General features: G+C 41.1%; 22 protein-coding genes and 1 tRNA gene. 11 read left to right on the top strand and 12 right to left on the bottom strand.

What is annotated here, in order from left to right; all coding sequences use genetic code 11:
- The first annotated feature begins 221 nt into the window (after positions 1 to 221).
- The 4 genes from ACEYW6_RS01185 (at position 222) to ACEYW6_RS01170 (ending at position 5,455) form a co-directional block, all read left to right on the top strand.
- Positions 222 to 1,604, top strand: coding sequence for a CmpA/NrtA family ABC transporter substrate-binding protein (locus ACEYW6_RS01185; RefSeq protein WP_412978317.1), 1,383 nt, complete (start codon positions 222 to 224; stop codon positions 1,602 to 1,604).
- A gap of 33 nt (positions 1,605 to 1,637) precedes the next feature.
- Complete coding sequence (gene ntrB, locus ACEYW6_RS01180; protein WP_412978316.1) at positions 1,638 to 2,477, top strand: nitrate ABC transporter permease; 840 nt, start codon at positions 1,638 to 1,640, stop codon at positions 2,475 to 2,477.
- A 100-nt stretch (positions 2,478 to 2,577) separates the two neighbouring features.
- Positions 2,578 to 4,581, top strand: a complete 2,004-nt coding sequence (locus tag ACEYW6_RS01175; RefSeq protein WP_412978315.1) for a nitrate ABC transporter ATP-binding protein — start codon at positions 2,578 to 2,580, stop codon at positions 4,579 to 4,581.
- Positions 4,582 to 4,612: 31 nt separating this feature from the next.
- On the top strand, positions 4,613 to 5,455 hold the full coding sequence (locus tag ACEYW6_RS01170) for a nitrate ABC transporter ATP-binding protein (protein ID WP_412978314.1): 843 nt from the start codon (positions 4,613 to 4,615) through the stop codon (positions 5,453 to 5,455).
- Between the two features lie 257 nt (positions 5,456 to 5,712).
- Here ACEYW6_RS01170 and ACEYW6_RS01165 read toward each other — a convergent pair whose 3' ends face one another.
- From ACEYW6_RS01165 to ACEYW6_RS01155, 3 genes are all read right to left on the bottom strand, one after another.
- Positions 5,713 to 6,252 carry a L,D-transpeptidase gene (locus ACEYW6_RS01165; protein ID WP_190890837.1) on the bottom strand — a complete coding sequence of 180 codons (540 nt, stop codon included), beginning with the start codon at positions 6,250 to 6,252 and terminating at the stop codon, positions 5,713 to 5,715.
- A gap of 495 nt (positions 6,253 to 6,747) precedes the next feature.
- Entirely contained in the window at positions 6,748 to 7,263 is a 516-nt protein-coding gene (locus ACEYW6_RS01160; RefSeq protein WP_412978313.1) for a L,D-transpeptidase, read from the bottom strand.
- 113 nt (positions 7,264 to 7,376) lie between these two features.
- A complete protein-coding gene (locus ACEYW6_RS01155) occupies positions 7,377 to 8,009 on the bottom strand; it encodes a bifunctional 4-hydroxy-2-oxoglutarate aldolase/2-dehydro-3-deoxy-phosphogluconate aldolase (RefSeq protein ID WP_412978312.1) in 633 nt (210 codons plus the stop codon).
- Positions 8,010 to 8,504: 495 nt separating this feature from the next.
- On the opposite strand from ACEYW6_RS01155, the gene ACEYW6_RS01150 reads away from it, so the two are divergent.
- From ACEYW6_RS01150 to ACEYW6_RS01140, 3 genes are all read left to right on the top strand, one after another.
- Positions 8,505 to 8,777 (top strand): GlsB/YeaQ/YmgE family stress response membrane protein, encoded by a 273-nt coding sequence (locus tag ACEYW6_RS01150; protein WP_412978311.1) that lies wholly within the window; start codon positions 8,505 to 8,507, stop codon positions 8,775 to 8,777.
- A gap of 577 nt (positions 8,778 to 9,354) precedes the next feature.
- On the top strand, positions 9,355 to 10,185 hold the full coding sequence (locus tag ACEYW6_RS01145; protein ID WP_412978310.1) for a metallophosphoesterase: 831 nt from the start codon (positions 9,355 to 9,357) through the stop codon (positions 10,183 to 10,185).
- Between the two features lie 217 nt (positions 10,186 to 10,402).
- The gene (locus tag ACEYW6_RS01140) at positions 10,403 to 11,242 is read left to right on the top strand and encodes a metallophosphoesterase (protein ID WP_412978309.1); all 840 of its coding nucleotides are present in this window, start codon (positions 10,403 to 10,405) and stop codon (positions 11,240 to 11,242) included.
- 637 nt (positions 11,243 to 11,879) lie between these two features.
- Here ACEYW6_RS01140 and ACEYW6_RS01135 read toward each other — a convergent pair.
- The 3 genes from ACEYW6_RS01135 to ACEYW6_RS01125 form a co-directional block, all read right to left on the bottom strand.
- Positions 11,880 to 12,635, bottom strand: a complete 756-nt coding sequence (locus ACEYW6_RS01135; protein ID WP_412978308.1) for a hypothetical protein — start codon at positions 12,633 to 12,635, stop codon at positions 11,880 to 11,882.
- A gap of 318 nt (positions 12,636 to 12,953) precedes the next feature.
- Positions 12,954 to 13,106 (bottom strand): WD40 repeat domain-containing protein, encoded by a 153-nt coding sequence (locus ACEYW6_RS01130; protein ID WP_412978307.1) that lies wholly within the window; start codon positions 13,104 to 13,106, stop codon positions 12,954 to 12,956.
- A gap of 188 nt (positions 13,107 to 13,294) precedes the next feature.
- Positions 13,295 to 13,906, bottom strand: a complete 612-nt coding sequence (locus ACEYW6_RS01125) for a J domain-containing protein (protein WP_412978306.1) — start codon at positions 13,904 to 13,906, stop codon at positions 13,295 to 13,297.
- Positions 13,907 to 13,935: 29 nt separating this feature from the next.
- On the opposite strand from ACEYW6_RS01125, the gene ACEYW6_RS01120 reads away from it, so the two are divergent.
- Positions 13,936 to 15,033 (top strand): tocopherol cyclase family protein, encoded by a 1,098-nt coding sequence (locus ACEYW6_RS01120; RefSeq protein ID WP_412978305.1) that lies wholly within the window; start codon positions 13,936 to 13,938, stop codon positions 15,031 to 15,033.
- A 33-nt stretch (positions 15,034 to 15,066) separates the two neighbouring features.
- Positions 15,067 to 15,140: transfer RNA gene (locus ACEYW6_RS01115), tRNA-Arg, on the top strand.
- Positions 15,141 to 15,386: 246 nt separating this feature from the next.
- On the opposite strand, the gene ACEYW6_RS01110 is transcribed toward ACEYW6_RS01115, so the two are convergent.
- Positions 15,387 to 15,590 carry a DUF433 domain-containing protein gene (locus tag ACEYW6_RS01110; RefSeq protein WP_412978304.1) on the bottom strand — a complete coding sequence of 68 codons (204 nt, stop codon included), beginning with the start codon at positions 15,588 to 15,590 and terminating at the stop codon, positions 15,387 to 15,389.
- Here ACEYW6_RS01110 and ACEYW6_RS01105 point away from each other — a divergent pair.
- A complete protein-coding gene (locus tag ACEYW6_RS01105) occupies positions 15,589 to 15,777 on the top strand; it encodes a type II toxin-antitoxin system RelE/ParE family toxin (protein ID WP_412978303.1) in 189 nt (62 codons plus the stop codon). The two genes, ACEYW6_RS01110 and ACEYW6_RS01105, sit on opposite strands and share 2 nt — an antisense overlap.
- Positions 15,774 to 16,100 carry a helix-turn-helix domain-containing protein gene (locus tag ACEYW6_RS01100; protein ID WP_190940210.1) on the top strand — a complete coding sequence of 109 codons (327 nt, stop codon included), beginning with the start codon at positions 15,774 to 15,776 and terminating at the stop codon, positions 16,098 to 16,100. The genes ACEYW6_RS01105 and ACEYW6_RS01100 overlap by 4 nt, the downstream gene beginning before the upstream one ends.
- A 216-nt stretch (positions 16,101 to 16,316) precedes the next feature.
- Here ACEYW6_RS01100 and ACEYW6_RS01095 read toward each other — a convergent pair whose 3' ends face one another.
- The 5 genes from ACEYW6_RS01095 to ACEYW6_RS01075 form a co-directional block, all read right to left on the bottom strand.
- Positions 16,317 to 16,763 (bottom strand): hypothetical protein, encoded by a 447-nt coding sequence (locus tag ACEYW6_RS01095; protein WP_412978302.1) that lies wholly within the window; start codon positions 16,761 to 16,763, stop codon positions 16,317 to 16,319.
- Positions 16,763 to 17,110 carry a hypothetical protein gene (locus ACEYW6_RS01090; RefSeq protein ID WP_412978301.1) on the bottom strand — a complete coding sequence of 116 codons (348 nt, stop codon included), beginning with the start codon at positions 17,108 to 17,110 and terminating at the stop codon, positions 16,763 to 16,765. The genes ACEYW6_RS01095 and ACEYW6_RS01090 overlap by 1 nt, the downstream gene beginning before the upstream one ends.
- A gap of 16 nt (positions 17,111 to 17,126) precedes the next feature.
- Positions 17,127 to 17,489: a hypothetical protein gene (locus tag ACEYW6_RS01085; RefSeq protein ID WP_412978300.1), complete on the bottom strand. Its 363-nt coding sequence runs from the start codon at positions 17,487 to 17,489 to the stop codon at positions 17,127 to 17,129.
- Between the two features lie 337 nt (positions 17,490 to 17,826).
- Positions 17,827 to 22,998 (bottom strand): eIF2A-related protein, encoded by a 5,172-nt coding sequence (locus tag ACEYW6_RS01080; protein WP_412978299.1) that lies wholly within the window; start codon positions 22,996 to 22,998, stop codon positions 17,827 to 17,829.
- On the bottom strand, positions 22,968 to 24,305 hold the full coding sequence (locus tag ACEYW6_RS01075; protein ID WP_190899438.1) for a P-loop NTPase fold protein: 1,338 nt from the start codon (positions 24,303 to 24,305) through the stop codon (positions 22,968 to 22,970). Before ACEYW6_RS01075 ends, ACEYW6_RS01080 begins: the two co-directional genes overlap by 31 nt.
- Between the last annotated feature and the right edge of the window lies 1 nt (position 24,306).

Genomic DNA, 24,306 nt, shown 5'->3' with positions numbered 1-24,306 from the left:
TAAACTAATTTCAATTAGTTAAGTGATGTCCCTTCGTCACACCACATCAAGAAATTAAACCAGGGTTCCAGGTATACAAGCAAGCCTTTTTTGCAGAAAAATGGCTGATTTTTAATACCTAGATAGAAATGGATAATTTCAGTTAAAGAGCGAGAAAACACGTTGTTATCTTGCCTGATTCTTCATGGTTAAAAAATAAAATTTTTAGTTAAGGAGATGTTATGACAGAATTTTTTAATCAAGTTTCTCGTCGTAAATTTATTGCCACAGCAGCAGCTTCAGCAAGTGCTGTATTCCTGAAAGGTTGTTTAGGAAATCCACCTGAACCTGGTGGTAATGCTGGCGCTTCTACAACATCGTCCGTTCAAGCAGTAGTTAATATTAGCCCAGAACAAAAACCAGAAACCACAAAAGCCAAGCTTGGATATATCCCCATTGTTGAAGCTGCACCACTAATTATTGCTAAAGAAAAAGGCTTTTTTGCCAAGTATGGAATGACAGATGTAGAACTTTCTAAGCAAGCTTCTTGGGGTTCAGCAAGAGATAACGTAGAAATTGGTTCTGTTGGAGGTGGTATTGATGGCGGTCAATGGCAAATGCCCATGCCACATTTAATTACAGAAGGTAAAATTACCAAGGGTAATCAACCAATTCCGATGTATGTCTTGGCGCAGTTAATTACACATGGTAACGGAATTGCGATCGCTAATAAGCATTTAGACAAAGGTATTAGCTTAAAACTCGATACTGCTAAACCCTTATTAGCGCAACTCAAATCTTCCACACCCTTCACCGCCGCCTTTACCTTCCCCCACGTTAACCAAGACTTGTGGATTCGTTACTGGTTAGCAGCAAGTGGAATCGACCCAGATGCAGACGTCAAATTGCTGACCGTACCGGCGGCGCAAACCGTCGCCAACATGAAAACCGGTACAATGGATGCTTTCAGCACCGGCGACCCCTGGCCATTTCGCCTCGTCAACGACAAAATTGGCTTCATGGCTGCATTAACCGCCGAAATTTGGAAAAATCACCCCGAAGAATATTTTGCCATGAGAGGTGATTGGGTTGACCAAAATCCCAAAGCCACAAAAGCTTTACTCAAAGGCATCATGGAAGCCCAGCAATGGTTAGATAAGTTTGAAAACCGTAAAGAAGCAGCGCAAATTCTTGCTGTTAAAAAGTATTTTGGTTTATCTTCACCAGAAGTTCTTGCTGACCCATTCCAAGGTAAATATGACATGGGTGATGGTCGCAAAATTGATGATAAATCAATGGCTGCTTATTATTGGAAAGATGAAAAAGGCAGTGTTTCTTATCCTTACCAAAGTCATGATTTGTGGTTCATCACAGAAAACGTGCGTTGGGGATTTTTGCCCAAAGATTATATAGACAACGGTGCAGCCAAAGCCAAAGAATTAATCAAAAAAGTTAATCGCGAAGATATTTGGAGAGAAGCTGCTAAAGAATTAGGTGTGCCTGCTGCTGACATTCCCACCAGTACGTCTCGTGGAGTAGAAGAATTTTTTGATGGCGTGAAATTCGACCCAGAGAAGCCAGAAGAATATCTCAAAAGTCTGAAAATAAAAAAAGCCAGCGTTTAATCATTAGTCATTAATAAATTTGAGGAAACATCCATGATCTTAGCCCAAAAACGTTCCACAAGTCCTAAATTTGATAATAGCTTTTTATCAAGTTTGCAAAAGCAATTTCCTAATCTTGTTCCTCCTGCGACTGCGTTACTTATCTTTCTAGTTATTTGGCAATTATTTTCTTGGACTCCAGGTGCTACATTACCTGGGCCAATCCAAGTTATTCAAGACACCTGGATCTTGATTTTGTATCCCTTCTATGACAAAGGAGGGACTGATAAAGGTCTTTTTTGGCAAATTTTTGCTAGTCTGCAACGGGTTGCTATTAGTTATACCTTAGCGGCGATTGTTGGTATTGGATTGGGTGTTTTGATTGGTGTGAATAAAACCATGTCCAAGGCTTTAGACCCTCTGTTTCAGTTGCTAAGAACTGTACCGCCTTTAGCTTGGGTTCCTATTTCATTAGCAGCTTTACGCCAAAACGAACCAGCAGCGTTATTCGTGATTTTCATCACTGCAATTTGGCCGATTCTAATTAATACTGCGGTGGGTGTAACTCAAATCCCCCAAGATTACAACAACGTTGCCAAAGTTCTGCAATTAAGCCGCAAAGAATACTTTCTCAACATTCTTATTCCCTCAGCACTACCCTACATTTTTACTGGTTTAAGAATTGCCATTGGTTTGGCTTGGTTAGCGATTATCGCAGCAGAAATCGTCATGTCCGGTATTGTGGGAATTGGCTTTTTTATCTGGGATGCTTATCAAAATAACAACGTCAGCGAAGTTATTTTAGCTCTAGTTTATATCGGTGTTGTTGGTCTAATACTAGATAAACTAATGGCTGCGCTACAAAACTGGATTTTACCTACTGAACAAAAGTAGGAATCGGGGGCTGGGGACTGGTCAAACTATTAGCAATCAACCATCCCCAATATTTAATTTTGAACTTTGAATTTTGATTTTGAATCTTGAATTGAAACCTATGTCTATATTTGTTGCAGTTGACCGAATTGATAAAGTTTTTGAATTAAGCGGTGGTGGACAATATATTGCCCTCAAAGGTATTGATTTACAAATTAGAAAAGGCGAATTTGTTTCTCTTATCGGTCACTCCGGTTGCGGGAAATCCACTCTTTTAAATATGATTGCCGGGTTGGATTTACCAACAGAAGGTCTTGTGACTTTGGAAGGGCAAAGAATCACCAAACCAGGACCCGATCGCATGGTGGTTTTCCAAAATTATTCTCTCTTACCTTGGCGGACAGTCAGAGAAAATATTGCCTTAGCTGTAGATTCAGTCTTAAATGGAATGCCAGCAGCCGAACGCAAAGCCATAGTCGAAAAACATATAGATATGGTGGGTTTGCGTCCCCATGCTGATAAACAACCGGGAATGTTATCGGGTGGACAAAAACAACGGGTAGCGATCGCTCGCGCTTTAGCGATTCGTCCTAAACTACTACTATTAGACGAACCCTTCGGTGCATTAGACGCGCTGACTCGCGGTAACTTGCAAGAACAATTAATGCAAATTTGCGAAGAAAACCAAGTTACCGCAGTTATGGTGACACACGACGTAGACGAAGCCGTGTTGTTATCTGACAGAATTGTGATGTTAACCAACGGGCCACAATCGAAAATTGGTGACATTTTAGAAGTCGATATTCCCAGACCCCGCAAACGCATGGAAGTAGTAGAACATCCCAGTTACTACAGCTTGCGGAGTGAAATGATTTACTTCCTTAACCAACAAAAACGCATCAAAAAAATTCGGGCGAGAAAAACCACCGCGATCGCTCGTCATGGTTTAGAAAAAGTTAATTTAGATATTGGCTTCTTACCTCTGACCGCTTGCGCCCCCTTAGCTATAGCCAAAGAAAAAGGCTTTTTCGTCAAACATGGCTTAGATGAAGTCAACTTAGTCCGAGAAAGCAGTTGGCGGGGAATCGTGGATGGGATGACAGGCGGCTATTTAGATGCAGCACAAATGCCATCAGGGATGCCAATGTGGTTAAGTTTGGGAGGGCATAAAAATGAACCCTTACCCGTTGTCACCGCCCTGACCATGACCCGCAACGGTAACGCCATCACCTTAGCCAAACGCTTTTACGATCAAGGTGTACACAGCTTATCCGACTTCAAAAACTACCTTCTCAAAACCCGCGAACAACAACACAGAATGGGCGTAGTCCATCCTGCATCCATGCACAACTTATTGCTACGTTATTGGTTAGCAGCAGGTGGAATTGACCCCGACAATGATGTGGCTATGAAAAATATCCCGCCCGCCCAGATGGTAGTAGACTTAAAAGGTGCAACCATTGACGGTTATTGCGTCGGCGAACCTTGGAATTATCGCGCGGCGGTAGAAGGTTCAGGCTTTACCATTGCTACCGACTTAGAAGTTTGGTTAGGGCACCCCGGTAAAGTTCTGGGTGTGCGAGAAGATTGGGCAGAAACTTATCCTAATACGCATATTGCTTTAACCAAAGCCTTACTAGAAGCTTGCCAATATTGTGCAAATCCTGCCAATGCCCAAGAAATTCGGCAAATTTTAGCAAGTCGGGAATATGTCAGCACAGATATTCAGTATATCCAACTTGAAGATGTCAATGGCGCTACCTGTGACTTAGACCATCCGATGCGCGAGTATGCCCATCACCAATTTTATTCTGAGTCTGCCATTAACCGTCCCAGTCGGACTGAACAAATTTGGATTATGACTCAATTGGCGCGTTGGGGTGACACTCCTTTCCCCAGAAATTGGGTAGAAATTGTTGAACGAGTTTGTCGAGTTCGTGTTTTCAGTACCGCTGCTAGAGAATTGGGTTTAGATATTAGTTACACCCGGCAACCTATTCAACTATTTGATGGTAAACCCTTCAACGCCGACGATCCAATTAGTTATCTTAACGGGTTAGAAATTAAACGCGATTTTTCCATAGCCGAAGTTGTTCTAGATGCACCCAGAAGAACAGCAGCTTAATCAATTCAAAACTCACAATTCATAATTCAAAATGCAAAACCGCAACTTAAGAAATACCAACACCGCTACAAGCATAATTAGCCGTCAGCCGTTCCTAGAAATTAAGGATGTTTCCAAAGTCTATCCCACCAAGAAAGGGCCATTCACCGTCCTTGATGGTGTTAACCTCAACGTTGAACAAGGTGAATTTCTTTGCGTTATCGGCCACTCTGGCTGCGGTAAATCGACGCTGTTAAATATGGTTTCTGGTTTTAACTTTCCCACATCTGGACAAGTGCTATTAGAAGGAGAACCAATTACCAAGCCTGGCCCAGATAGAATGGTTGTGTTTCAAAACTATGCCTTGTTACCTTGGCGGACTGCGTTTGAAAATATTTATCTGGCTGTAAATGCAGTTTACCCCACCAAGCCAGAAGCAGAAAAGCGGGCAATTGTCCGGGAACATTTGGCAATGGTGGGATTAGGTGACGCAATGGAAAAGAAGCCCATGCAAATGTCTGGAGGGATGAGACAGCGGGTTTCTATCGCCCGTGCTTTGGCTATTCGTCCGAAAGTGCTGATTTTAGATGAACCTTTTGGGGCGCTAGATGCGATTACCAAGGAAGAATTACAGGAAGAATTGCTGAAAATCTGGGGTGATAATCGTTGTACTGTGCTGATGATTACCCATGATATTGATGAGGCGCTATTTTTGGCAGATAAATTGGTGATGATGACTAATGGGCCTCATGCGAAAATTGGGGAAGTGATGGAAATTCCCTTTGCAAGACCACGCGATCGCGCCCGCATCATGGAAGATCCTCAATATTACCAACTCCGTAACTATGCGTTAGACTTCTTATTTAATCGCTTTGCCCATGATGATGTAGGTTAAAATACCTGGCGCGTACAGATGTTATTGGTGTCAACTTAACGTGAAAGCCAGTCTAAAACCAGCTTTTAAAGATTATCTCTTACCTCGTTCCCAGTCTGCGACTGGGAATACCCATCGTTGGGGCTGCCGCCAGGAGCTGCATTTCCAGCCCAGAGGCTGGAAACGAGATTTGAAAAGGCTTTTAGCTTAAGTTGACAGTGAACGCACCCGTCCGTACATCACAGGCAGAATTGCAACTCTTAATTACGAATTACGAATTATTTCCGTACCACTACTAAAGTTCCATTCCTAGCCCAGTTGTAAAGATTGCGAGCTTGCTTAACAGGTAAATTTACGCAACCGTGGCTAACTGGAGTCCCAAAACGATTATGCCAGTAAGCGCCGTGGATGGCGTAGCCTCTGTAGAAATACATTGTGTAAGGAACGTCAGGAATATTGTAGCCCCTGCCTCGCATCCGGTGAGTGCGATACTTAGAATTAATCCGAAATCTACCTATGGGTGTAGGGGTCGATCGCTTGCCTCCAGAAATGCGGTATGAATAAACAAGCCTTTTACCTTCCCATGCACGTAAGCGTTGCTCTGACAAGTCAATTTCGATCCAGCGAGGTTGGGATGTTTGCCTAATATTAGATGCAGTGATGCTGTTTTCATTAACTGACGCGGCTGTTGCTGTAGTAAAGTTGGGTGTACCTGCTAAAGGTGATGACCAAGAAAATAAAGTTGTCACCATCAGGGCCACGCCTGTACAAAAAGTTCCTGAAGAACGAATCTTACCACTGCGAATCCAAGATTGCATTATGCCTCACCTTCTAAACTACGCAAAAATTATGAAGTGAAGTAATTTTCTAGAAAACTACACATTTCCAGATCGATTACTCGCTTCCTGTCAAGGATTTACGCAATTCATCCGCTAATGCTTTTCAAAACAAGTCCTAAGCTAATCTGCATCCAATTTGCACATTTGTCATTTGTCTTTGATTAAATGATGAGTTGAACTAATGACCAATGACTAATTACAAAGGACACCTTTACAAAAAATCTGTCATTTAAATGCCTAAATACAAACTTTCCCCAAATTTATATTTGCATTTTTAATTTCACACAGGAATTGTCAGGATTTACGGTTATTTTTTGGGCAAATTGTTAAATGCCCTCTTCTATATTTTATTTCAAATTCAGTAATTCCGACTCCGAAGATTCCCAGCAATATTTTATGCTGGGAATCACCCAATTGTCTTGATTCGTTGTTATTAATGATTTTGCCTAAATTGCCTTTTGGCTGCTTCACTTACTATTTCTGGATGACTACTGGTGTCCCTACTGATGCCCACTCAAATATCCATTTAGCATGTTTAGGCGCGAGATTTACACAGCCGTGACTGACTGGAGTACCAAACCTTTTATGCCAATAAGCACCGTGAATACCGTAGTTACCTTGGTAAAACATCGCATGAGGAACGTTTGGAACGTCGTAGCCCCTTCCCCGCATCCGTGTAGTTTTGAGCTTGGATTGAATATTAAAAGTACCAATAAGAGTGGGAGTAGACTTTTTGCCAGAGGAAATAGCACTTCCATAAACCACTCTGTCACCTTCCCAAGCTATTAACCGTTGCTTTGAAAGATCAATTTGAATCCAGCGCTTCTCCGATTTTTGTAATGTCTGGATTGTTTGTGCAATTACTTGATTTTTAGAATTCGCCCAAACTTCACTCGTTCCAGTAGTAGTAAAAACACTTAAGGACAGCGCTGTACCACTGAGGAGTATTTGTAAGCGACGCACCCAGTCAGGATTAATCAGTTTGTTCATTTTAGATACACTCACACTTAAATCATGAAGCCTTGAGAAACTTATCAGTTTTCACCTTTATTTCCCTATCTATTACTTTAATAGACGTGAACTTTTGATGATTTGATTCTAAGTTAACCTAACTGTTGTATCAGCTTTCTTGCCCCAGATGCGATCGCTTCCCAATTTCGCTCTGTGACAAGCTTTTTGGGAAATAATTCACCGCTCAAACCGACAGCGATCGCTCCCGCTTGCAAAAATTCTTTAGCATTTTCGAGAGTCACGCCACCAGTAGGAATTAAAGGAATCTGACCCAGCGGCCCTTGCAAACTTTTGATATACTCAGCTCCTCCCACTGCTTGCACGGGAAACACTTTTACACAACTAGCCCCCTGACTCCAGGCGGTAACAATTTCTGTAGGAGTCAGCGCTCCTGGGATAATGGGCACATCTTTTTCTTGTGCTGCTTGAATCATTGCGGGGTCAACGTGGGGTGTGAAGAGGAATTGCGCCCCAGATGCGATCGCTTCTTGTAGCTGTTGCACATTGAATAGCGTACCAGTCCCAATAGTACAGGCTGGTAATTCTGAGCGTAGTTGACTGATCAATTCCCCAGCGCGCGAGCTATTCCAGGTAATCTCAATTAACTGCATTCCCCCAGATGCTACAGCCATTGCCATTTGCTGTCCCGCTTCGACTTGAGAGGCGCGGATGACTGCGATCGCACGATGTTTTTGCAATTGTGATAACCAAATTTGATTAAGCATTTTGACTGGGAATTAGGGATAGGGGATTAGGGATCATGGATTGGGCTAATATCAAGCAAATTTTCCCACTCAATAGTCCCTATTCCCCAATACAAGCGTGACATAGTAGCAGTCATCGGCTCTTAAACTTGCTTCTTGTATCAAGTTATGAGATTTTGCATATAAACAACAAAAAGTCTATTCAGTTACCGTTACATTACTTTAGAGACAGTCTTTGAAAACTCAGCTTAATTCTTCTAGTAGAGGAGAGAGCTAATTAAAAATGCATATACTGCAATTACCAAGCAATAGTTTGATAAGCCCCTAGTTGAAGACCGACTAGGAGCTTTTTTTTATTAATCATCTAACTCAATGGGGCCACATATGAAAAAACCTAGTTGCAATTAAACTATTCCTTATGGATATAAATGATTAATTCTGATGGTAGATGGAATCAAAAGATTAAGAATAGTAATATGCATTTGTGAGTGAAAAACGTTTACCAAATTAATAACAATGAATATTCTTGCTTGGATTGTTTTAGGTCTAATTGCTGGTGCGATCGCAAAAGCTATCTACCCCGGTCATCAAGGTGGCGGAATTCTAGGAACAATCTTACTAGGAATCATCGGTGCTTTTGTTGGCGGTAGCTTAGGCGTATTCTTCAGTACAGGAACGTTAAGTTTAGCAGCTCCAAGTCTTAGTATTCCTGGTATTGCAGTAGCAGTTCTTGGTGCAATTGTTGCAGTTTTCCTGTGGAACTTATTAACTCGCCGCAGTGCTGTATAAAAGCAAGTTGCATATAATGAATGAGGGGAATTTAGGAAATTCATTTAACTATTGTGAATTAAATCAAAAAAATAGCGCCACCTTTATAAGAGGCTGGTGCTATTTTTTTGATTATTGATAATAATCTAATATATATCGTGCGATCGCTAAGTGTAAATTTTTCTTAAAATTCTTAATTAGTTCTAAGAATTCCTATACCAGCTTCTCTTTCAATGTAATCTACTAAGCTAATAAAATCTTCACGCGGGTAACATCTTCCGCCAACCAGATCAAATGCTAATCTACTGGCAGGATTTTCTGGATTTTCGAGTATATCTATACCCCAGTGGTAAAGGAGTTCTCATTAATGCCAATGCTGTTTAATCCAGTAGTATGTAATACAGTATACTCTACCAAAATCAGTCCTAAGTGTATAGTTGATTTATAGATGTAACATGAATTACTAACTCCCGTCTTTTAAAGAAATAGAATCTACAGTTTTCATGAAATTTTCAATAAGTTGCACTGGTCGCTACACACAAAGCGATGATGTTTCGTTAAGCTGTAAGCGCTATGATTAAAGTTTATTGAACGTCTTATGCATTGGTTGTTATCTGGGCCGTTGAGTATAGAGAAATTGACGGTTAACATTGCAGGATTGCCTGCATCGTTACAAGGTAAGAAACTGGTGCAGTTGTCAGATTTCCACTACGATGGTTTGCGGCTGTCGGAAGATATGTTAGAAAAAGCGATCGCAGTTACTAACGAAGCTAAACCAGATTTAATTTTATTAACTGGTGACTACGTAACTGACGATCCTACGCCGATTCACCAATTGGTACTTCGACTGAAATATCTGCAAAGTCACAGTGGTATCTATGCTGTTCTTGGCAATCACGATATACATTACAAACCCGCAAAAGCAGAAGTTACAGATGCCCTTACTAGCATTGGAATTCACGTCCTTTGGAACGAAATTGCCTATCCACTAGGTAAAGAATTGCCACTTGTTGGACTGGCGGATAGTTGGTCACGGGAATTTCAACCCGCACCAGTCATGAATCAACTAAACCCCGACACACCCTGCATCGTTTTATCCCACAACCCAGATACTGCGGAGATACTGCAAGCATGGCGAGTTGATTTACAATTATCTGGTCATACTCACGGTGGTCAAATTGTGATTCCCGGACTTGGCCCGGCGGCATTGGTTTATAGCAAGATTGCAAAAAAAATGCCCCTAGCAATGCGCCGTCGAGTGCCATTTTTGGAAGTAAATGTTTCTGTAGTCAACCATTGGGAATGGGCACAGGGTTTTCATCTGGTAGGAAAAAATCAGCTATATGTCAATCGTGGTTTGGGAACTTACCTCCCAGGACGCTTATTTTGCCGCCCAGAAGTTACTATAATCACCCTACAAGGTGAGTAAGTAATTCAAATTTCAAAATTAAAGAACGCCATCACAGCAGGTTTTCTAGCTAAAGAATCCCTGCAAATTAAAGCAAGGTTTTTTAGTTTAGCTTTCATATTTCAGCTAATTAGTTAATTATATTTGGAGTATATGACATAAATTATTGCAGTTTATCCAGTTACATTTTGATTTTTGGTAAGCTGTAAGCGCTGGTATGAGGAGTATCGGTTGCCTTATGCATTGGTTATTTACGGGACATTTAAGAGTAGATAAAATAACGGTTAAGATTGCGGAACTTCCAGCATCTTTACAAGGTACAACGTTAGTGCAGTTGTCGGATTTTCACTACGATGGCTTGCGGCTGTCGGAAGATATGTTAGAAAAAGCGATCGCACTTACTAACGAAGCTGAACCAGATTTAATTTTATTAACTGGTGACTACGTAACTGACGATCCGACACCAATTCACCAATTGGTGCTTCGACTCAAACATCTGCAAAGCCGCTGTGGTATCTACGCCGTACTTGGTAATCACGATATCTATTACAGCCACTCAAAAGCAGAAGTGACACAGGCGTTAACTAGCATTGGTGTGCATGTGCTTTGGAACGAAATCGCCTATCCACTAGGAACAGAATTACCATTGGTAGGACTAGCTGATTATTGGTCACGGGAATTTCAACCCGCACCAGTCATGAATCAACTAGATTCTGTTACACCCCGCATTGTTTTATCCCATAACCCAGATACGGCCAAGATATTGCAACAATGGCGCGTAGATTTGCAACTATCTGGTCATACTCACGGTGGTCACATCGTAATTCCTGGTATTGGCCCTTTAGTACTCTATTATAAAAAACTACTCAAACAAATTCCCAAAAAATTGCGGCGTTGGGTAACATTTTTCCTGGGAGACTGTTCTAAAGTGGTGCGATATTGGGAGTGGGCGCAAGGCTTTCACCAAGTAGAAGAAAATCAACTATATGTCAATCGGGGTTTAGGAACTTATAAACCAGGACGTTTATTTTGTCCGCCAGAAGTGACTGTAATTACTTTAGTTAGGAATAAGAATTAAATAACATACAATTTATGCCCCTCACTTACCTCACCCTCAATCCCTCTCCTTTACAAGGAGAGGGAAGCTAGAGACAGAATGAAGTTTTGCATTTTATTTAATCCACGTTCTTTAGTCATTAACAATTCTAAATTTTTTTATTTACTCAAAGCAGAAACCGCCGGAAGCTACGATGGATAAATATCAGCAGCTTGGGGCGGTTTCTTGAAGATTGGAGAATTCAGAAGTAAGTAACTCGACTAAGGTGGACAGTATTCGCGATCGCTATACTCAGAATTGCACATCCTAACATTCCAACTAGGCAGGCATTTTCTGGCAGTGCGTTTTAAAACCTCCAAAACAACTCATTGAACTTAAGGCGAAACACATTCAATGGATGCCACAACTTCAGAGCGATCGCAAGAATATTAGAGCAGGAGGTACAGGCTCTAACTTGAAAGTTTTTGGTAACTTTTAACCTGTTTGTACCCTGCTCTTAATCTAGCATCATGTTTGTTTAGCTACAAGATATGTTTACCAAACTTGAATACCATTAATTTATCGCAACAATTCAGAAATATTGCTTAAGAATATTCCCACTTGGTAGATGTTGGCGTTAATGCCAGCATTATCAAGTGGGCTGAAAGTCCAGAAGCCGTTATTGAGCAGAACCCCCTGTAGTAGTATCATCTGCGGTGGAAGAACCACTATTAGATGTACTGTTTGGCTGATCTACTCCTTGAGGTGGAGTGGTTTTAGAGGTATCACTTTTCGTACCTGGAGCGACAGTATTAGAAGTCTCGTTCTGCGAACTAGGAGTAATACTAGTTGGACTCGTCGCCGGACTTTGTGTTGCTTTCGGGCTTGGCTGGATTGCAGAAGGCGCTTTTTCTGCCGCAGGCTGCTGGGGTGGAATAGTAATGTTAATATCCGGTTGGCGAGGTGCAGATGGAGGTATAACCTGCTGTTGTGGAACAGGGACAGGAACAGGTACTTCCCTGATTGTTTCGATTATCTTCGTTTGTGGTTGAGGAGAAGCACTAGGAGTTGGAATACTATTATTCGGTACAGGAACCACGACCGGCACAGTCGTTTTAACCGCAGCGTTATTCTGCTGGTTGAAGTACCAGACTCCACCTACAACCAAACTAAGCAGGGAAGTAATAATAATACCTAACAGCAAACCACCACTAGCATTGTTATTGTCACGCTCGGCTAAATCAGCTTGCTGATTGCTACGCTCAGTATTTCGACCTTGTACGTAACCGTTAGTGTAAGAGTTAGGATTAGCTGTGCTGTTCTTTACTGTTTCAGTGGTTCGCGTTAAGTCAGTGTGAGTATTACCATTAATATCAGTGTAAGATTCTTGCTTAACTTCACTGTTTTTGCTTTCGTGTTCATTGGGAATAGACATAGCTGTTGATTTCACTCCTCGATATAATGTTGACAAACTAAAGCTTTGTAAAAACAAGAGGTTTTACTCAGTTGAAAAATATATGTTGCTGATAAATGTTGAGTTTTATTTGCTACGCGACTGTTGGTGATTCTCAAGATAACCTCTGAGATCATAAAGTGGCTCTATCTGTAGGAAGTTAATACCTAATCAAGAGAAAGAGTGTCCCAAAGATGGATGCTATTAAACTGTTAGGTAATGTGTAGATGAAAAATCTAGTAATTTGCTTCAGTTATTTAAATTTTTAATAAACAAGAATAAATTATATTTAAAGGTCATTTATAAAAGAGTGACAGCTTTACTGATGGGGAATATGGTAATAGTTTTATCCCCACTGCCACTAGCCAGCGTCTTACCATCTGGGCTAAAGGAAACGGAATAAACTACATCTTCATCTGCTGAAAAAGTACAGAGTTCATTGCCTGTATCCACCTGCCATAACTTGCATTACCTTATTTGAATGACCTTTGAGAGTGCGTACAGAAATTAAATCTTGTATATTTAAGAATATTAAATAAATCAGCAGCAAATCTTCCTATATTTAGTATTCCCTAATATAAGTATTATCTAACTCAAGATATGGTGTCGCTGTCTGAAGCGTCTTAAACTATATTTGCTTTTTATCTCCAACGCCGATTTAGCCGTAATATCTTTTTAATCCTCTGACAAAATCTTTCTACTAGAGGTCTAGGTTTGGATACATATCTAGGCGATCGCGATTTACGTGCAGCGCCCGGATTTCTTAACTCTTCTTCTATTTGTGCAGCTTTATTTAAATCGGAAGCGGCTCTATATTCGTATCCCAGTTGAGAGCAAACTAGCCCACGGTATTTATATGCGTCAACATAGTGAGGATTGAGACGAATTGCGTGGGTAAAATCTGCGATCGCATCCTCATACCTTCCCTCCGTGGCATTCTCTACTCCTAAAGTATAGAAAGTTTCTGCATCCCACCGATTGACAGATATTTTTGTGGGATTTTTAGGCGAAGATGAAGATGGATTTTCAGGAATTGGAGGTTCGGATAGACTTTCAGATTTGAGCTTATTGTAAGCTGCGTTAATTGATTTGATTTTTTCCTCAGCTTCCTGTTTTTGCTTTTGCTCAAAAAAGCGATCGGGATGCCAAATTTTCACCAGTTGACGGTAAGCTCGCTTTACTTGTGCTTGTGATGCACCGGGTTCCAGCCCAAGAATTTCATAAGCATGATTAATATCGAGGTCATCGCGCATACTGAAAAAATCGGCAACTATATAGATATATGTTAACTATTCCCCTAAATCTCCTCCAATCAACCCAAACGCCCCATTCTGGTTATCACTGGGATGGTAGTAGTCGCCGCTTTTTTGAAGGCTGGTATTACCGCATCACATTGCCAGAAATTGGGCAAACATTCGCCTTTATGTACTCCATTGAAGATCCCATCGGCGGTAAACCCCACAGTGGTGGTGCAGCCCAAATCCTCGGCCCAGATGATGAGTATTTATGTCGTACTTTTCCTGATGTGAAGAAATTTTGGGGTAGTCGAGATGTCCTGGGTTTAGGCCATTGGGGTAAAACAGATTTGCAAATTTCTCCTCTATACCTGCTTCCAGCAGAGTTTGAGCATCATGTTCAAGAGGGTTATCAAGCTACAGCAACCTTGAATCAGGGGATAATTTGCGATCGCGCCACCAATAATTATTGCCGTTGGGAGTATGAAATTCAACCAGTATACGGTTGGGGTAATCAAAATAGCATTCAGCAATCAACCGCAGGTTGGCTGTCATTCTCGCAGATATTTGAACCTGGATGGCAAATTTTGATGGCTCACGGTTTAGCCAGTGGGAAGATTGACTGGAATGGCAAAATTTACGAATTCACCAACGCCCCAGCCTACGGCGAGAAAAATTGGGGTGGTGCTTTTCCCCAAAAATGGTTTTGGATAAATTGTAATTGCTTTGAAGGCGAACCCGACTTAGCGCTAACTGCTGGCGGTGGGCGGCGGGGTGTGCTGTGGTGGATGGAATCTGTAGCGATGATTGGGTTGCACTATCAAGGTAAGTTTTATGAATTCGTTCCCTGGAATTCCCAAGTAGATTGGGAAATTCAGCCTTGGGGTAAATGGCAAATGAAAGCGACCAACTTTAATTATGAAATTGAATTGACAGGAACCACAGATTTACCTGGTACACCTCTGCGTGCGCCCACAGCAGAAGGTTTAAGATACTGTTGCCGAGACACCATGCAAGGAAAGTTAAATTTAGAGTTACGAGAAGTAAATGGGAGAAACTCTAAAATAATCTTGAAAGCAGAAAGTTTTCTTTGTGGTTTAGAAATAGGTGGTGGCTCTTGGGATGATTGTTGGCAGTCTCGCTAAAACTACTGCTATAATTATATATGCTTCGTAATTGGGGTTGTAGCTCAGTTGGATAGAGCGGACGCCTCCTAAGCGTCAGGTCGTGCGTTCGAGCCGCACCAGTCCCGTAATCAAAAAAATCCCTAAGACCTTGAGCAATAGGAGGTTATAGGGATTTTATTTTTACCGTAGTCGCTGGAAAACAGTACTGCATAAAAATTCTGCTCAGTCATGTCTCCAAAAAATCCCTATTGGCACCATATCAATAGTACGTAAAATTATACGTATATACATAATTCATCATAAGTGAATTTTATTGAATCGGCGTTTCTTGAAAACGCATATTTTATGTCTATCGGGAATTTTGGCAATATTTACTCAGATGAGCTAATTACAGCCACTGCAAATGCCAAAGCTGCTTTAATCCCTTCATCGGTAAGTCGCGGATGCGCTTCGAGTATTTGCTCAGGTGTTTCACCCGCAGCAAGTTTTTCAAGAATTAACTCAACTGTAATACGAGTTCCTGAAATGACAGGTTTGCCCATTATTATTTTTGGATCGGATACGATTTTTTGCATGAATATCGTCAAACGCTACGATACCGATACTTACAGGGCAGTTTATGGGGTAAAGATTGGAGAGAAAATCTATGTCCTGCACGCTTTTCAGAAGAAATCAAAGCAGAGTATTAAAACCCCACAGGCTGATGTTGACCTGATTAAACAACGCTATGAGGACGCAGTGGTAAGGGAGAAACAACAATGACACAGGAACCCGTTTTTGAAGAAAGCAGTGGCAATGTATTCGCTGATCTCGGTTTAGAGGATGCTTCGGAACTTTTTATGCGAGGAAAGATAGGGATTCAGGTACTGCGCCTCCTTTCTCAACGCAACCTGAAACAGCGCGAAATCAGCGAACTTCTTGGCATTCCCCAGCCAGAAGTATCTCATTTGATGAAAGGAGAGTTTCAACGGTTCAGCGAGGGCAAACTCCTCATTTTCCTCAAGCGGCTCGATACGGAAATCACCTTACATCTTCGCCCTCGTAATGCGTCGAGCCAATCTGCTGAAACTGTTATATCGCTATAGGAAAGGATGGAAGCCTGTTGGATCTTAATTTAGAGCAAAACAAGATTTATTTAAAAGCAGCTTACAGATAAATCTATTTCAAACACAGAGACTTTACTCCTGTAAAAAGTCTATTGAGTTGAGCCAGCGATCGCTCTATCTACAAACTGTGTAAATCACGCAGCTAGTACACTACATTTGATTACTGTTACACGATTCTGGCAATAAAACGAATTACTAGAAAATAAAGACAAATAGTAACTTGCGATCAAATAGATTCAATAGAATATTATAGTCTTCGCTTATCCTAGATATTTCGTTCAGTCTTTGTGCTGTATCGGATTGAGTTTTTTTTTGGTATTTTTTTTTAATTGTATTATCTACTATTTCTTGAATTCCAGACCAAATTATATGATCCACCATAAAAAAAACAATTTTTTGGGGTTCATAAAGATATTTTAAATCTTTATCAAATTCTGGGTTGTTTTTTTCAAATTCGGAGTATGTAATATCTATGGAATCTAGTTGGACATTTTCAAAATATTCTTCCTTCATTTCTGATGAAATATGTTCACTGCCTTTGAACAAAGCTTTTATGGATTCATAAACATTATTTTCGGCAAAACCTTGAGTTGTTTTTTCTGAAAATACTTGTAATTTATAGAATTGAAACTTCTGTGACATTATATTCCACCAGCTTGTCTAATGTAATCAACAAGTGATTGCATATCACTTAACTTTGCTAGACTATGTATAAGTCTTTGAACTTGTTGATAATCATAATAATTAATATCAACTTCTCCTCTATATTGGAACTTTAATTCATCTAAATACTTTCTACATTCATTACTAATTAAATTAGCAGGGAAAACATAATAGTATGCTTTTGGTGTCCCTTCTCTTGACCAACGTCTTTTTAGCTTTTCAACTTCTGGTTTTAGAGATGATAATTCTATTGAACCACCAATGTCACCTGTAGCTGATTTACATTCATATATATAGTTGTCTGATTTAAAAACTTTAGATTGCATAATTATCTTTAATAGTTTATTTACCTGAAACTTTTACAAAATGAGCATTAACCGTATATTGATTTCCATGCTTACTGATTCTAGTATGTTCTTTACGAACTACTATTCTGCCATTTAACAAATCTTGAATTAAATCATTAGCTTCTTTAGACTTGATAACAAAATCTGAAGCTGGTTCTTTATCACGCAATTCATCTTCATAATCTATACCTGGCTTAAGCCCAAATTGATTCATCAAATCTCTCATAAGAGATTTGAAATTTTTATCTATCACATCTCCCTTTTTAAGAATTCCCAATTTGCAAAACTCAGGGATTTCTTGTAAAGCTTTTGCGAAAGCTCTTTTTGTAGACTCAATTAAATCATTAGTTAGAAGCATAATTTATCCAATCTCTATGAATAATCATATTTTTTTTGAAAGAATATGAGAGCGACTATCTTTTACTACGATTAATTATGTTTAGAATAATCGGAGAAAAAAGGTAAAAAAACAAATTATATATTATTGACAATGCTTTGCTTGATTAAGCTTGCAATAGCAGCAAATATCTTTATTTACATACTTAATAATTAAAATCTAGCTTAACCGAAGAACTAAATAGTGTCCACATTTGTATAAACTAATAAATTTTTTATTTAAATCAAATAAAATCGACTATCCCTCCCACTCCTTCAAGAAGTGAGAGGGAACGATTTGAATGGGAACACAATCTCAATCACCTACTAGAACACAAGGCGCGATCGCCCCTGGCGTTGGCGGAGCCATCACTTTTTATTACCTTCTGATTAGTCTGCAAATAATCTTGCAGCAAATCGCAACCCCGTGCTAGTAATTTTTCCAGTTGGATATCTGCCAAATTCTGGAAAATCACTGTACCATTACCACTACCCGCAGCCAGAGTCTTACCATCAGGACTGAAACTCACGCTGGTTAACTCTTGCTTATCACCTTTTAAAGCAATCAGTAACGTCCCTTCTCGGTTCCAAATCCTTATTTTGTCATCACTGCTAGCTGCTAGAGTCTTGCCATCGGGGCTAAAACTGACACTGATGAAACTATCGCCATCGCCCGCGAGATTGTTTAACAGTTTCCCATCCCGGCTCCAAATCTTCACCGTGCTATCAATGCTAACTGAGGCAATGCTTTGACTATCAGGCGACCAAGCAACCCCATTTACCCGGCGACTATGACCAGTTAAGGTGTATAGTAATTTACCCTCTACACTCCAGAGTTTCACGTTTTTATCATCACTGGCTGAGGCTAATAACTTACCATCGGGGCTAAAACTTACCCAATTCACTGCATCTTGATGTCCTTGCAAAGTGTTAAGTAGTATACCGTCTCGACTCCAAAGTTTTACCGTTTTATCTTTACTAGCTGAGGCAATTACTTGACCATTAGGCGACCAAGCTACACCCAAGACGGTATCATTATGACCTTGTAAGGTGTTGAGCAGTTTACCGTTGCGGCTCCAAAGCTTCACTGTTTTATCTTTACTAGCCGAAGCGATCGCTTTACCATCAGGGCTGAAACTAACTCCCCAAACTTGACCTTGATGCCCCGTAAGACTGCGGATAAGCTTACCCTCTCGATTGAAAAGTTTTACAGTTTTGTCTCGACTGGCTGCGGCTAAGGTACGACCTCCAGGGCTAAAACTGATGCTAGTCACCCAGTCATTATTATCAGCTTTGGGCTTTCGCAGTAACACATCGTCCCAATGCCAAAGTTTAATAGTTTTGTCCCGACTTGCAGAAGCAAGGGTACGGCCGTCTGGGCTAAAACTGACGCTATTAACCCAATTATTATGTCCCTTCAGAGTGCCGAGTGACACACCTTCAGAACTCCAAAGTTTGATTGTCTCGTCGGTACTTGCTGAAGCGATCGTTTTACTGTCGAAGCTAAAACTGACGCTGGTAACTCCAGCACTATGCCCTGATAAGGTTCGCAGTAGCTTACCTTCCAAATTCCACAGTTTGATTGTCTGATCTAAACTAGCAGAAGCAATAATTTTCCCATCGGGCGACCAAGCTACACTTTTAACTGCATCATCATGTTCCTGCAAGGTTTTGAGCAGCTTACCATCCCGATTCCAAAATTTCACCTTCTTGTCAGCACTCCCGGAAGCAATGGTTTGTCCATCAGGTGACCAAGCGACACTTAAAACTGCACCATCATGTCCCTGCAAAGTTTTGAGCAGTTTGTTATCTCGACTCCACAGTTTCACTGTCTTGTCGCTACTCGCGGAGGCAATAATCTGACCATCTGGGCTGAAACTGGCACTATTCACTACACCTTGATGCCCTAATAGGGTAGCAATCAGTTGACCCTCTCGACTCCAAAGTTTTACCGTCTTGTCTTGGCTGGCGGAGGTAATAATCTGACCATCTGGGCTGAAACTGGCGCTATTAACTACATCTTCATGCCCAGATAACGTTTTGACCGAGCTACCATCAGGATGCCAAAGTTTAATTGTAGTGTCCGCACTAGCTGAGGCAATTAAAGAGCGATGGCTCTGCCAACCCCAAGGGGGAACGCTGCTAAATGTAGCACTATTTACCCCAGATAGATGCCCGTCGAAACGATTATATTCTCTCAACCCAGAAACTGCTTGATAGAGAGCCGTCTGTACTTGCTCTCTTGTATAGGAATCTACCCAGATTGCTTGTTGTAATTTTCTCCCCGCTTTTAAACCTTCTTTTAAAGAATCAATACCTTTTTGCGAGGCAAAGAGGGCTTCACTGGATGCACTGAGGGTTTTAATTTCGCTGTCTACTGCTGTCACGATGGAAATACTTAAACCCAATATGGCGAGAACAGAAGCAGTAAGTGCAATTTTCAACGAACGATTTAATTGAGCTTCACTGAGTCTTTGTTTCTTTTGACTTTCTGCGAGTTTTGCTGTTAATTCTTTTTCTTTGAGTTCAGCTCGTAATTGCTCAATTTCTAACTGACTCAATTCTTCGCGCTTGTGTAACTCCCGCAATTCTGTTAATAAGTCCAAACCCTGCTGGGGATGAGGATCTACCAATTTGAAATGCTGCTTATTTTGGCTAAGTTCACTCTTGAGTCGCTCAATCTCTGCTTGACTCTGTTCTACTTTGTAGCGCAGCTGGTTAAGTTGTACCTGTAAGCTCGATTCTTGTTGTTGCAAATAGCGAATCAAGTCTACTAAATAATCATGAATCAGTTGATAGCGTTCTGGGACATCAGGGAATAGTACCACTAAACCGGAGCGCACTAAAATGTCTAATACTAACTCTAATCTGTCAACATCTTCTAACTCTGCTAGTTGCGCCGCTAATTCAGCACGAGTTTTAAAAGGTCGGTTGTTACTTTCATCTGTTAATAAGTATAAGACGAGTAACGCGGCTCGTTCATTTTCTGGGCCGCAGTCTTTGATCAGTTCTTTAAGATATCGCTCGATAAGTTTGTTGGGCCTATATGGTTGATATTCTTCTAGTGTAGTAATTCGTTCATCTTGAATTTGCGCTCCCACAACTTGCAATTCAATGGGACGGACTTCTCCAAATTCTGTGGATAAATCTTCGATTAAGGCATCGATTAAAGCAGGTTCTAAATGAAACTGCGATCGCTCGGTCAATTTTTTGATAATTGCTTTAGCATATTCTGGCGAAAAATTATTTAACTGGTAGCGGATATGCTTGTCAAGAATATTATTATTAATCGCTTCCAGTGCTGAAACATGTTTAAAGTCTAATAAACGATGTAAATAATCTTCTCGCAAAGAAAGGATAACTTTGACAAAGGGGATATTGAGGCAGTCGCTAATAAATTTATCAAATTCTTGCTTTTGATTGCGATCGCTATAACCAAAGAAAAATTCTTCAAACTGGTCAAAAATTAAGACTGTGATCAGGTGGTTATCAGCATTTTCTTTTAGTTGCTGTAAAATTCTAACGATGGTGATGGGTGTGTCACAGTAGGGCAAAGCTTCCGGTTCAATGACTGCTTCTAGCTTGATATCAGCGTAGATGGCAAGGGACGCATCACTAGACATCGCCTCACTTAAAGATTTCCCTAATTCCCGTGCCCAATCGGTGTAAACTTGCAGCACCACAGGCACGGCTATTTGATCGCCAATGGCTCGGTTTTGCAGTGCTGGAACTAAGCCCGCAGTTACAATAGAACTCTTACCTACCCCTGATTGACCGTGAATCACCGTCAATTTTTGATCAGCGCGGCTAATTCTGCCAATTAAGTTATTAATATCACGCTCTCGACCAGAAGCCGCAATTTCTAAAGCAACGCTGCTGCTACCAGAAGGTGACATCAATGCTGGGTTTGTCGCCTGTCTTTGCGGTTGCAAGCGCCCTGCACCGATAAAAGCCCGAAAACCGTACTGTTGCTCAACAGAACGCCGTTTCTGCCGAATGTAATAGGCTTCCAGATAGCAACCTTCTTCAAAGTAGAGCGATCGCAGTCTCCGCAATAAGCGAATATAACGATGGGCATCATATTGATGGGCACTACTTTCTAAGGCTACTGGCAGTTCTTTTGTCGCCTTTTCTAGGTATTCACGAGCAACTTCTAGCTCACCTAAATTTCGCTGTGCTTTCGCTAAAACTAAATAGTAAATTTGCCCTAACAGTAATGGAAATAAGCAGTTACAAGGGTCATTGTGCTTTTGTGCCTCACCTAATTTCAGCAGTGATACGTGTGCTAATATACTCGCCTGTACCCACCGCGACTGCTGCACAGCCACTTGCGCCAGAAAACCGTAGTCACAAGCTAATTGGATTTGACTACCATAAGTTTGATGCAATTCTAGAGACTTTTGAGCAACAGTCTGCAATTCTTCCCACTCTTGCAGATATTGCAAAACCTCTGCAAGTTGACCAATAAATCCAGCAACTATGTCTGAACGCCCAGCCACCTGTAAAATATTCAAGCACTGCTGAAAATAAGATTTAGCTGTGTACCAATGGCGGCGGTTTTCTGTTTGATTTTGTTCTGCTAAACGGCAATAACACAGCCCAATATAAAACAGTAAGACTCCCTGCCGTAGAAGCAATGGAGATGGGCGAGATGGAGGAGATGGGGAAGAAAATACTTCCTTATCTCCCTCATCTCCTTTATTCTCTATCTCCACTAACTTTTGCCAAACTTGCAAGCTTTGCTGAAAATGGTTTAAAGCTGGATTAATGCGATCGCTAATATAATTATCTAGACCAAAAACAAACTCTAAACTAGCGTGTAATTTTGGCTCTAGGGTAATACCACGATTGTGTAACTCTCTAATGGCAAAGTGGAGTTCATAGCTATGTTCCCAGACTTGCTCCACAGTGAAATAATGCTTTGCAACTTGAGGAGGTTGGTGTTGTGCAGTATCGGTTGGTAACACCGTAGCAAATAAAGAGTCAGTTTCATGTTGCAAAAATTGCAACAATGATTGACTTGTCATCTCAAACCGAATCGGTGTAGCCGCCCAACTAGCGAAATCTGGTGCTAAACGGACTACTTTTTGCAACACTTCCTCATTCACCCACAAAATCATCGGAAATGGATGGCGTTTGCGAAATTCATCACGAATATGATTGATAGACCTAAGTAGATCATCGAGTCCATCTACTGACTCTAAACCCAAAATCATCAATGCCGATGGCGGATTATCTTCGGTTAGCAGTTGTAAATGAATACTTGTGTAAAGGCTTCTAGCATTATGCGGCAGAACTACCTTTTGAATGTGGTGTACTCCTGAAGAGAGTTCTTCGAGTCGTTGCAGCATTCGCTCTTGCAAAACTCGATAATTGCAGCACACCAATACCAGGGAGAATTGACCGCTAGAAAGGGCAATTGCTCTCCCCAAACTTCGCAAGGCCCGCTCGTTAGCTGCTCTTATATCTGCTTGTGGGTGTCGTTCAACCATGATTTAAATTTTTCCGTCTCTGCTAAAACTGGGTTGACGGCAAACCAAGCTCCCTGATGATCGCGGTATTCAAATACAAATAAACTTCGCAATAGAGTGTGGTATTCTATATCACCTCTAACCCTCTGCTGTTGCACCACCTGAAAGATTAGTTCCCACTCATGAGGGTCGATGGCGTTGGCTCGGTAATCCCGCTGTCTTTGAATCACCAATTCGACACAATCCCGCTCAAAGGGTGGATCTTGTTCTCGCAGACAGTCAAATAGCAAACCTAGCAAGTCGCGTACATGACCACCACTAATCAGGCACAATCGATCTAAGGTTTCTAGAGTATCAAACACTTCTGTAATTAAGCCTAACCGATCGCTAGGCAGAATGTCTGGGAAAGCTCTAGCCAGAACCATTTGTTGCATCATTGCTAGCCCTTGGGTGAAAATCTCCCCAGAGCGCAAACGTACAGGTATCATCGGTAACATTTTTGGTGCGACTCCTCCCCCCAAACGATGTTGAAGTTCGGCGCTATCGTTAGAGAAAGTCAGGGCTAGGGGAATAGTGTAGACTACATGACAATTCAGTTTGCGTAACTGTTCACCTCGCTGAATAAATAAGTATTCTGGTAGCGATCGCCCCGATGGTAAAGGTCGAATTGCGACTCTATCCAAGTTATCAACAATGACCACCAGTCCTTTTTTACCCCTGGCTTTAAGTTCCTTATTGGCAGGTTCTAGCAATTCTTGATTAATTGACTGTAAAATATTTGCTGTTCGCGGTTCTAGATAATCTCTTAACCGCCGCCGCAATTGTGGACTTTCTTTAGCTTTAGTTGTAATTTTGGCAATCCCCACAGATAATTCTGCTTCTACTCCAAGTTCAATTGGCGTTTGCAAAAAATCCACAAGTTCACCAAACAACTTGGTAAAGTAGGTAGGTTTGAGCCTAATTTTCATAGCTTCTAGGCTTTGACTAACCTGGCCTGCGATCGCCAACAAAATATCAGTCACATCCACATCTGCCATTTCTAAGACATGGGTAGACTCAAAGTAAACCACATGAAATTGCTGTACTTCCAGTTCAGCTTTCAGCCGCAACAACTCCGTTGATTTTCCACAGCCAAGATGTCCTGTAAATAGTTGACAGGTTGGGACATCCGGCGAGATTCGAGCGATCGTGCGCTGCAAAGCTTCAATGATTTTACCACCCCGCACCGCAGCAAAATCGATATAGTACCTGCGATCGCTGGCATTTCCTATGATTAGAGGTCTGCTCGGATTGCAAGCCTGATAAAATCTTTCTAAATCTAGGAGCATA

It is taken from the genome of Nostoc sp. UIC 10607 (assembly GCF_047228265.1).
In the GTDB taxonomy this organism is placed as follows: domain Bacteria; phylum Cyanobacteriota; class Cyanobacteriia; order Cyanobacteriales; family Nostocaceae; genus Nostoc; species Nostoc foliaceum_A.
The sequence above is the reverse complement of the archived record's forward strand: the minus strand, read 5'-3'. Positions and strand labels throughout refer to the sequence as shown.

What these genes read in the sequence shown, in the direction of transcription:
- ACEYW6_RS01185 (WP_412978317.1), top strand. Translation starts at nt 222, where the DNA reads ATGACAGAATTTTTTAATCAAGTTTCTCGTCGTAAATTTATTGCCACA.
- ntrB (WP_412978316.1), top strand. Translation starts at nt 1,638, where the DNA reads ATGATCTTAGCCCAAAAACGTTCCACAAGTCCTAAATTTGATAATAGC.
- ACEYW6_RS01175 (WP_412978315.1), top strand. Translation starts at nt 2,578, where the DNA reads ATGTCTATATTTGTTGCAGTTGACCGAATTGATAAAGTTTTTGAATTA.
- ACEYW6_RS01170 (WP_412978314.1), top strand. Translation starts at nt 4,613, where the DNA reads ATGCAAAACCGCAACTTAAGAAATACCAACACCGCTACAAGCATAATT.
- ACEYW6_RS01165 (WP_190890837.1), bottom strand. Translation starts at nt 6,252, where the DNA reads ATGCAATCTTGGATTCGCAGTGGTAAGATTCGTTCTTCAGGAACTTTT.
- ACEYW6_RS01160 (WP_412978313.1), bottom strand. Translation starts at nt 7,263, where the DNA reads ATGAACAAACTGATTAATCCTGACTGGGTGCGTCGCTTACAAATACTC.
- ACEYW6_RS01155 (WP_412978312.1), bottom strand. Translation starts at nt 8,009, where the DNA reads ATGCTTAATCAAATTTGGTTATCACAATTGCAAAAACATCGTGCGATC.
- ACEYW6_RS01150 (WP_412978311.1), top strand. Translation starts at nt 8,505, where the DNA reads ATGAATATTCTTGCTTGGATTGTTTTAGGTCTAATTGCTGGTGCGATC.
- ACEYW6_RS01145 (WP_412978310.1), top strand. Translation starts at nt 9,355, where the DNA reads ATGCATTGGTTGTTATCTGGGCCGTTGAGTATAGAGAAATTGACGGTT.
- ACEYW6_RS01140 (WP_412978309.1), top strand. Translation starts at nt 10,403, where the DNA reads ATGCATTGGTTATTTACGGGACATTTAAGAGTAGATAAAATAACGGTT.
- ACEYW6_RS01135 (WP_412978308.1), bottom strand. Translation starts at nt 12,635, where the DNA reads ATGTCTATTCCCAATGAACACGAAAGCAAAAACAGTGAAGTTAAGCAA.
- ACEYW6_RS01125 (WP_412978306.1), bottom strand. Translation starts at nt 13,906, where the DNA reads ATGCGCGATGACCTCGATATTAATCATGCTTATGAAATTCTTGGGCTG.
- ACEYW6_RS01120 (WP_412978305.1), top strand. Translation starts at nt 13,936, where the DNA reads ATGTTAACTATTCCCCTAAATCTCCTCCAATCAACCCAAACGCCCCAT.
- ACEYW6_RS01105 (WP_412978303.1), top strand. Translation starts at nt 15,589, where the DNA reads ATGAATATCGTCAAACGCTACGATACCGATACTTACAGGGCAGTTTAT.
- ACEYW6_RS01110 (WP_412978304.1), bottom strand. Translation starts at nt 15,590, where the DNA reads ATGCAAAAAATCGTATCCGATCCAAAAATAATAATGGGCAAACCTGTC.
- ACEYW6_RS01100 (WP_190940210.1), top strand. Translation starts at nt 15,774, where the DNA reads ATGACACAGGAACCCGTTTTTGAAGAAAGCAGTGGCAATGTATTCGCT.
- ACEYW6_RS01095 (WP_412978302.1), bottom strand. Translation starts at nt 16,763, where the DNA reads ATGTCACAGAAGTTTCAATTCTATAAATTACAAGTATTTTCAGAAAAA.
- ACEYW6_RS01090 (WP_412978301.1), bottom strand. Translation starts at nt 17,110, where the DNA reads ATGCAATCTAAAGTTTTTAAATCAGACAACTATATATATGAATGTAAA.
- ACEYW6_RS01085 (WP_412978300.1), bottom strand. Translation starts at nt 17,489, where the DNA reads ATGCTTCTAACTAATGATTTAATTGAGTCTACAAAAAGAGCTTTCGCA.
- ACEYW6_RS01080 (WP_412978299.1), bottom strand. Translation starts at nt 22,998, where the DNA reads ATGGTTGAACGACACCCACAAGCAGATATAAGAGCAGCTAACGAGCGG.
- ACEYW6_RS01075 (WP_190899438.1), bottom strand. Translation starts at nt 24,305, where the DNA reads ATGCTCCTAGATTTAGAAAGATTTTATCAGGCTTGCAATCCGAGCAGA.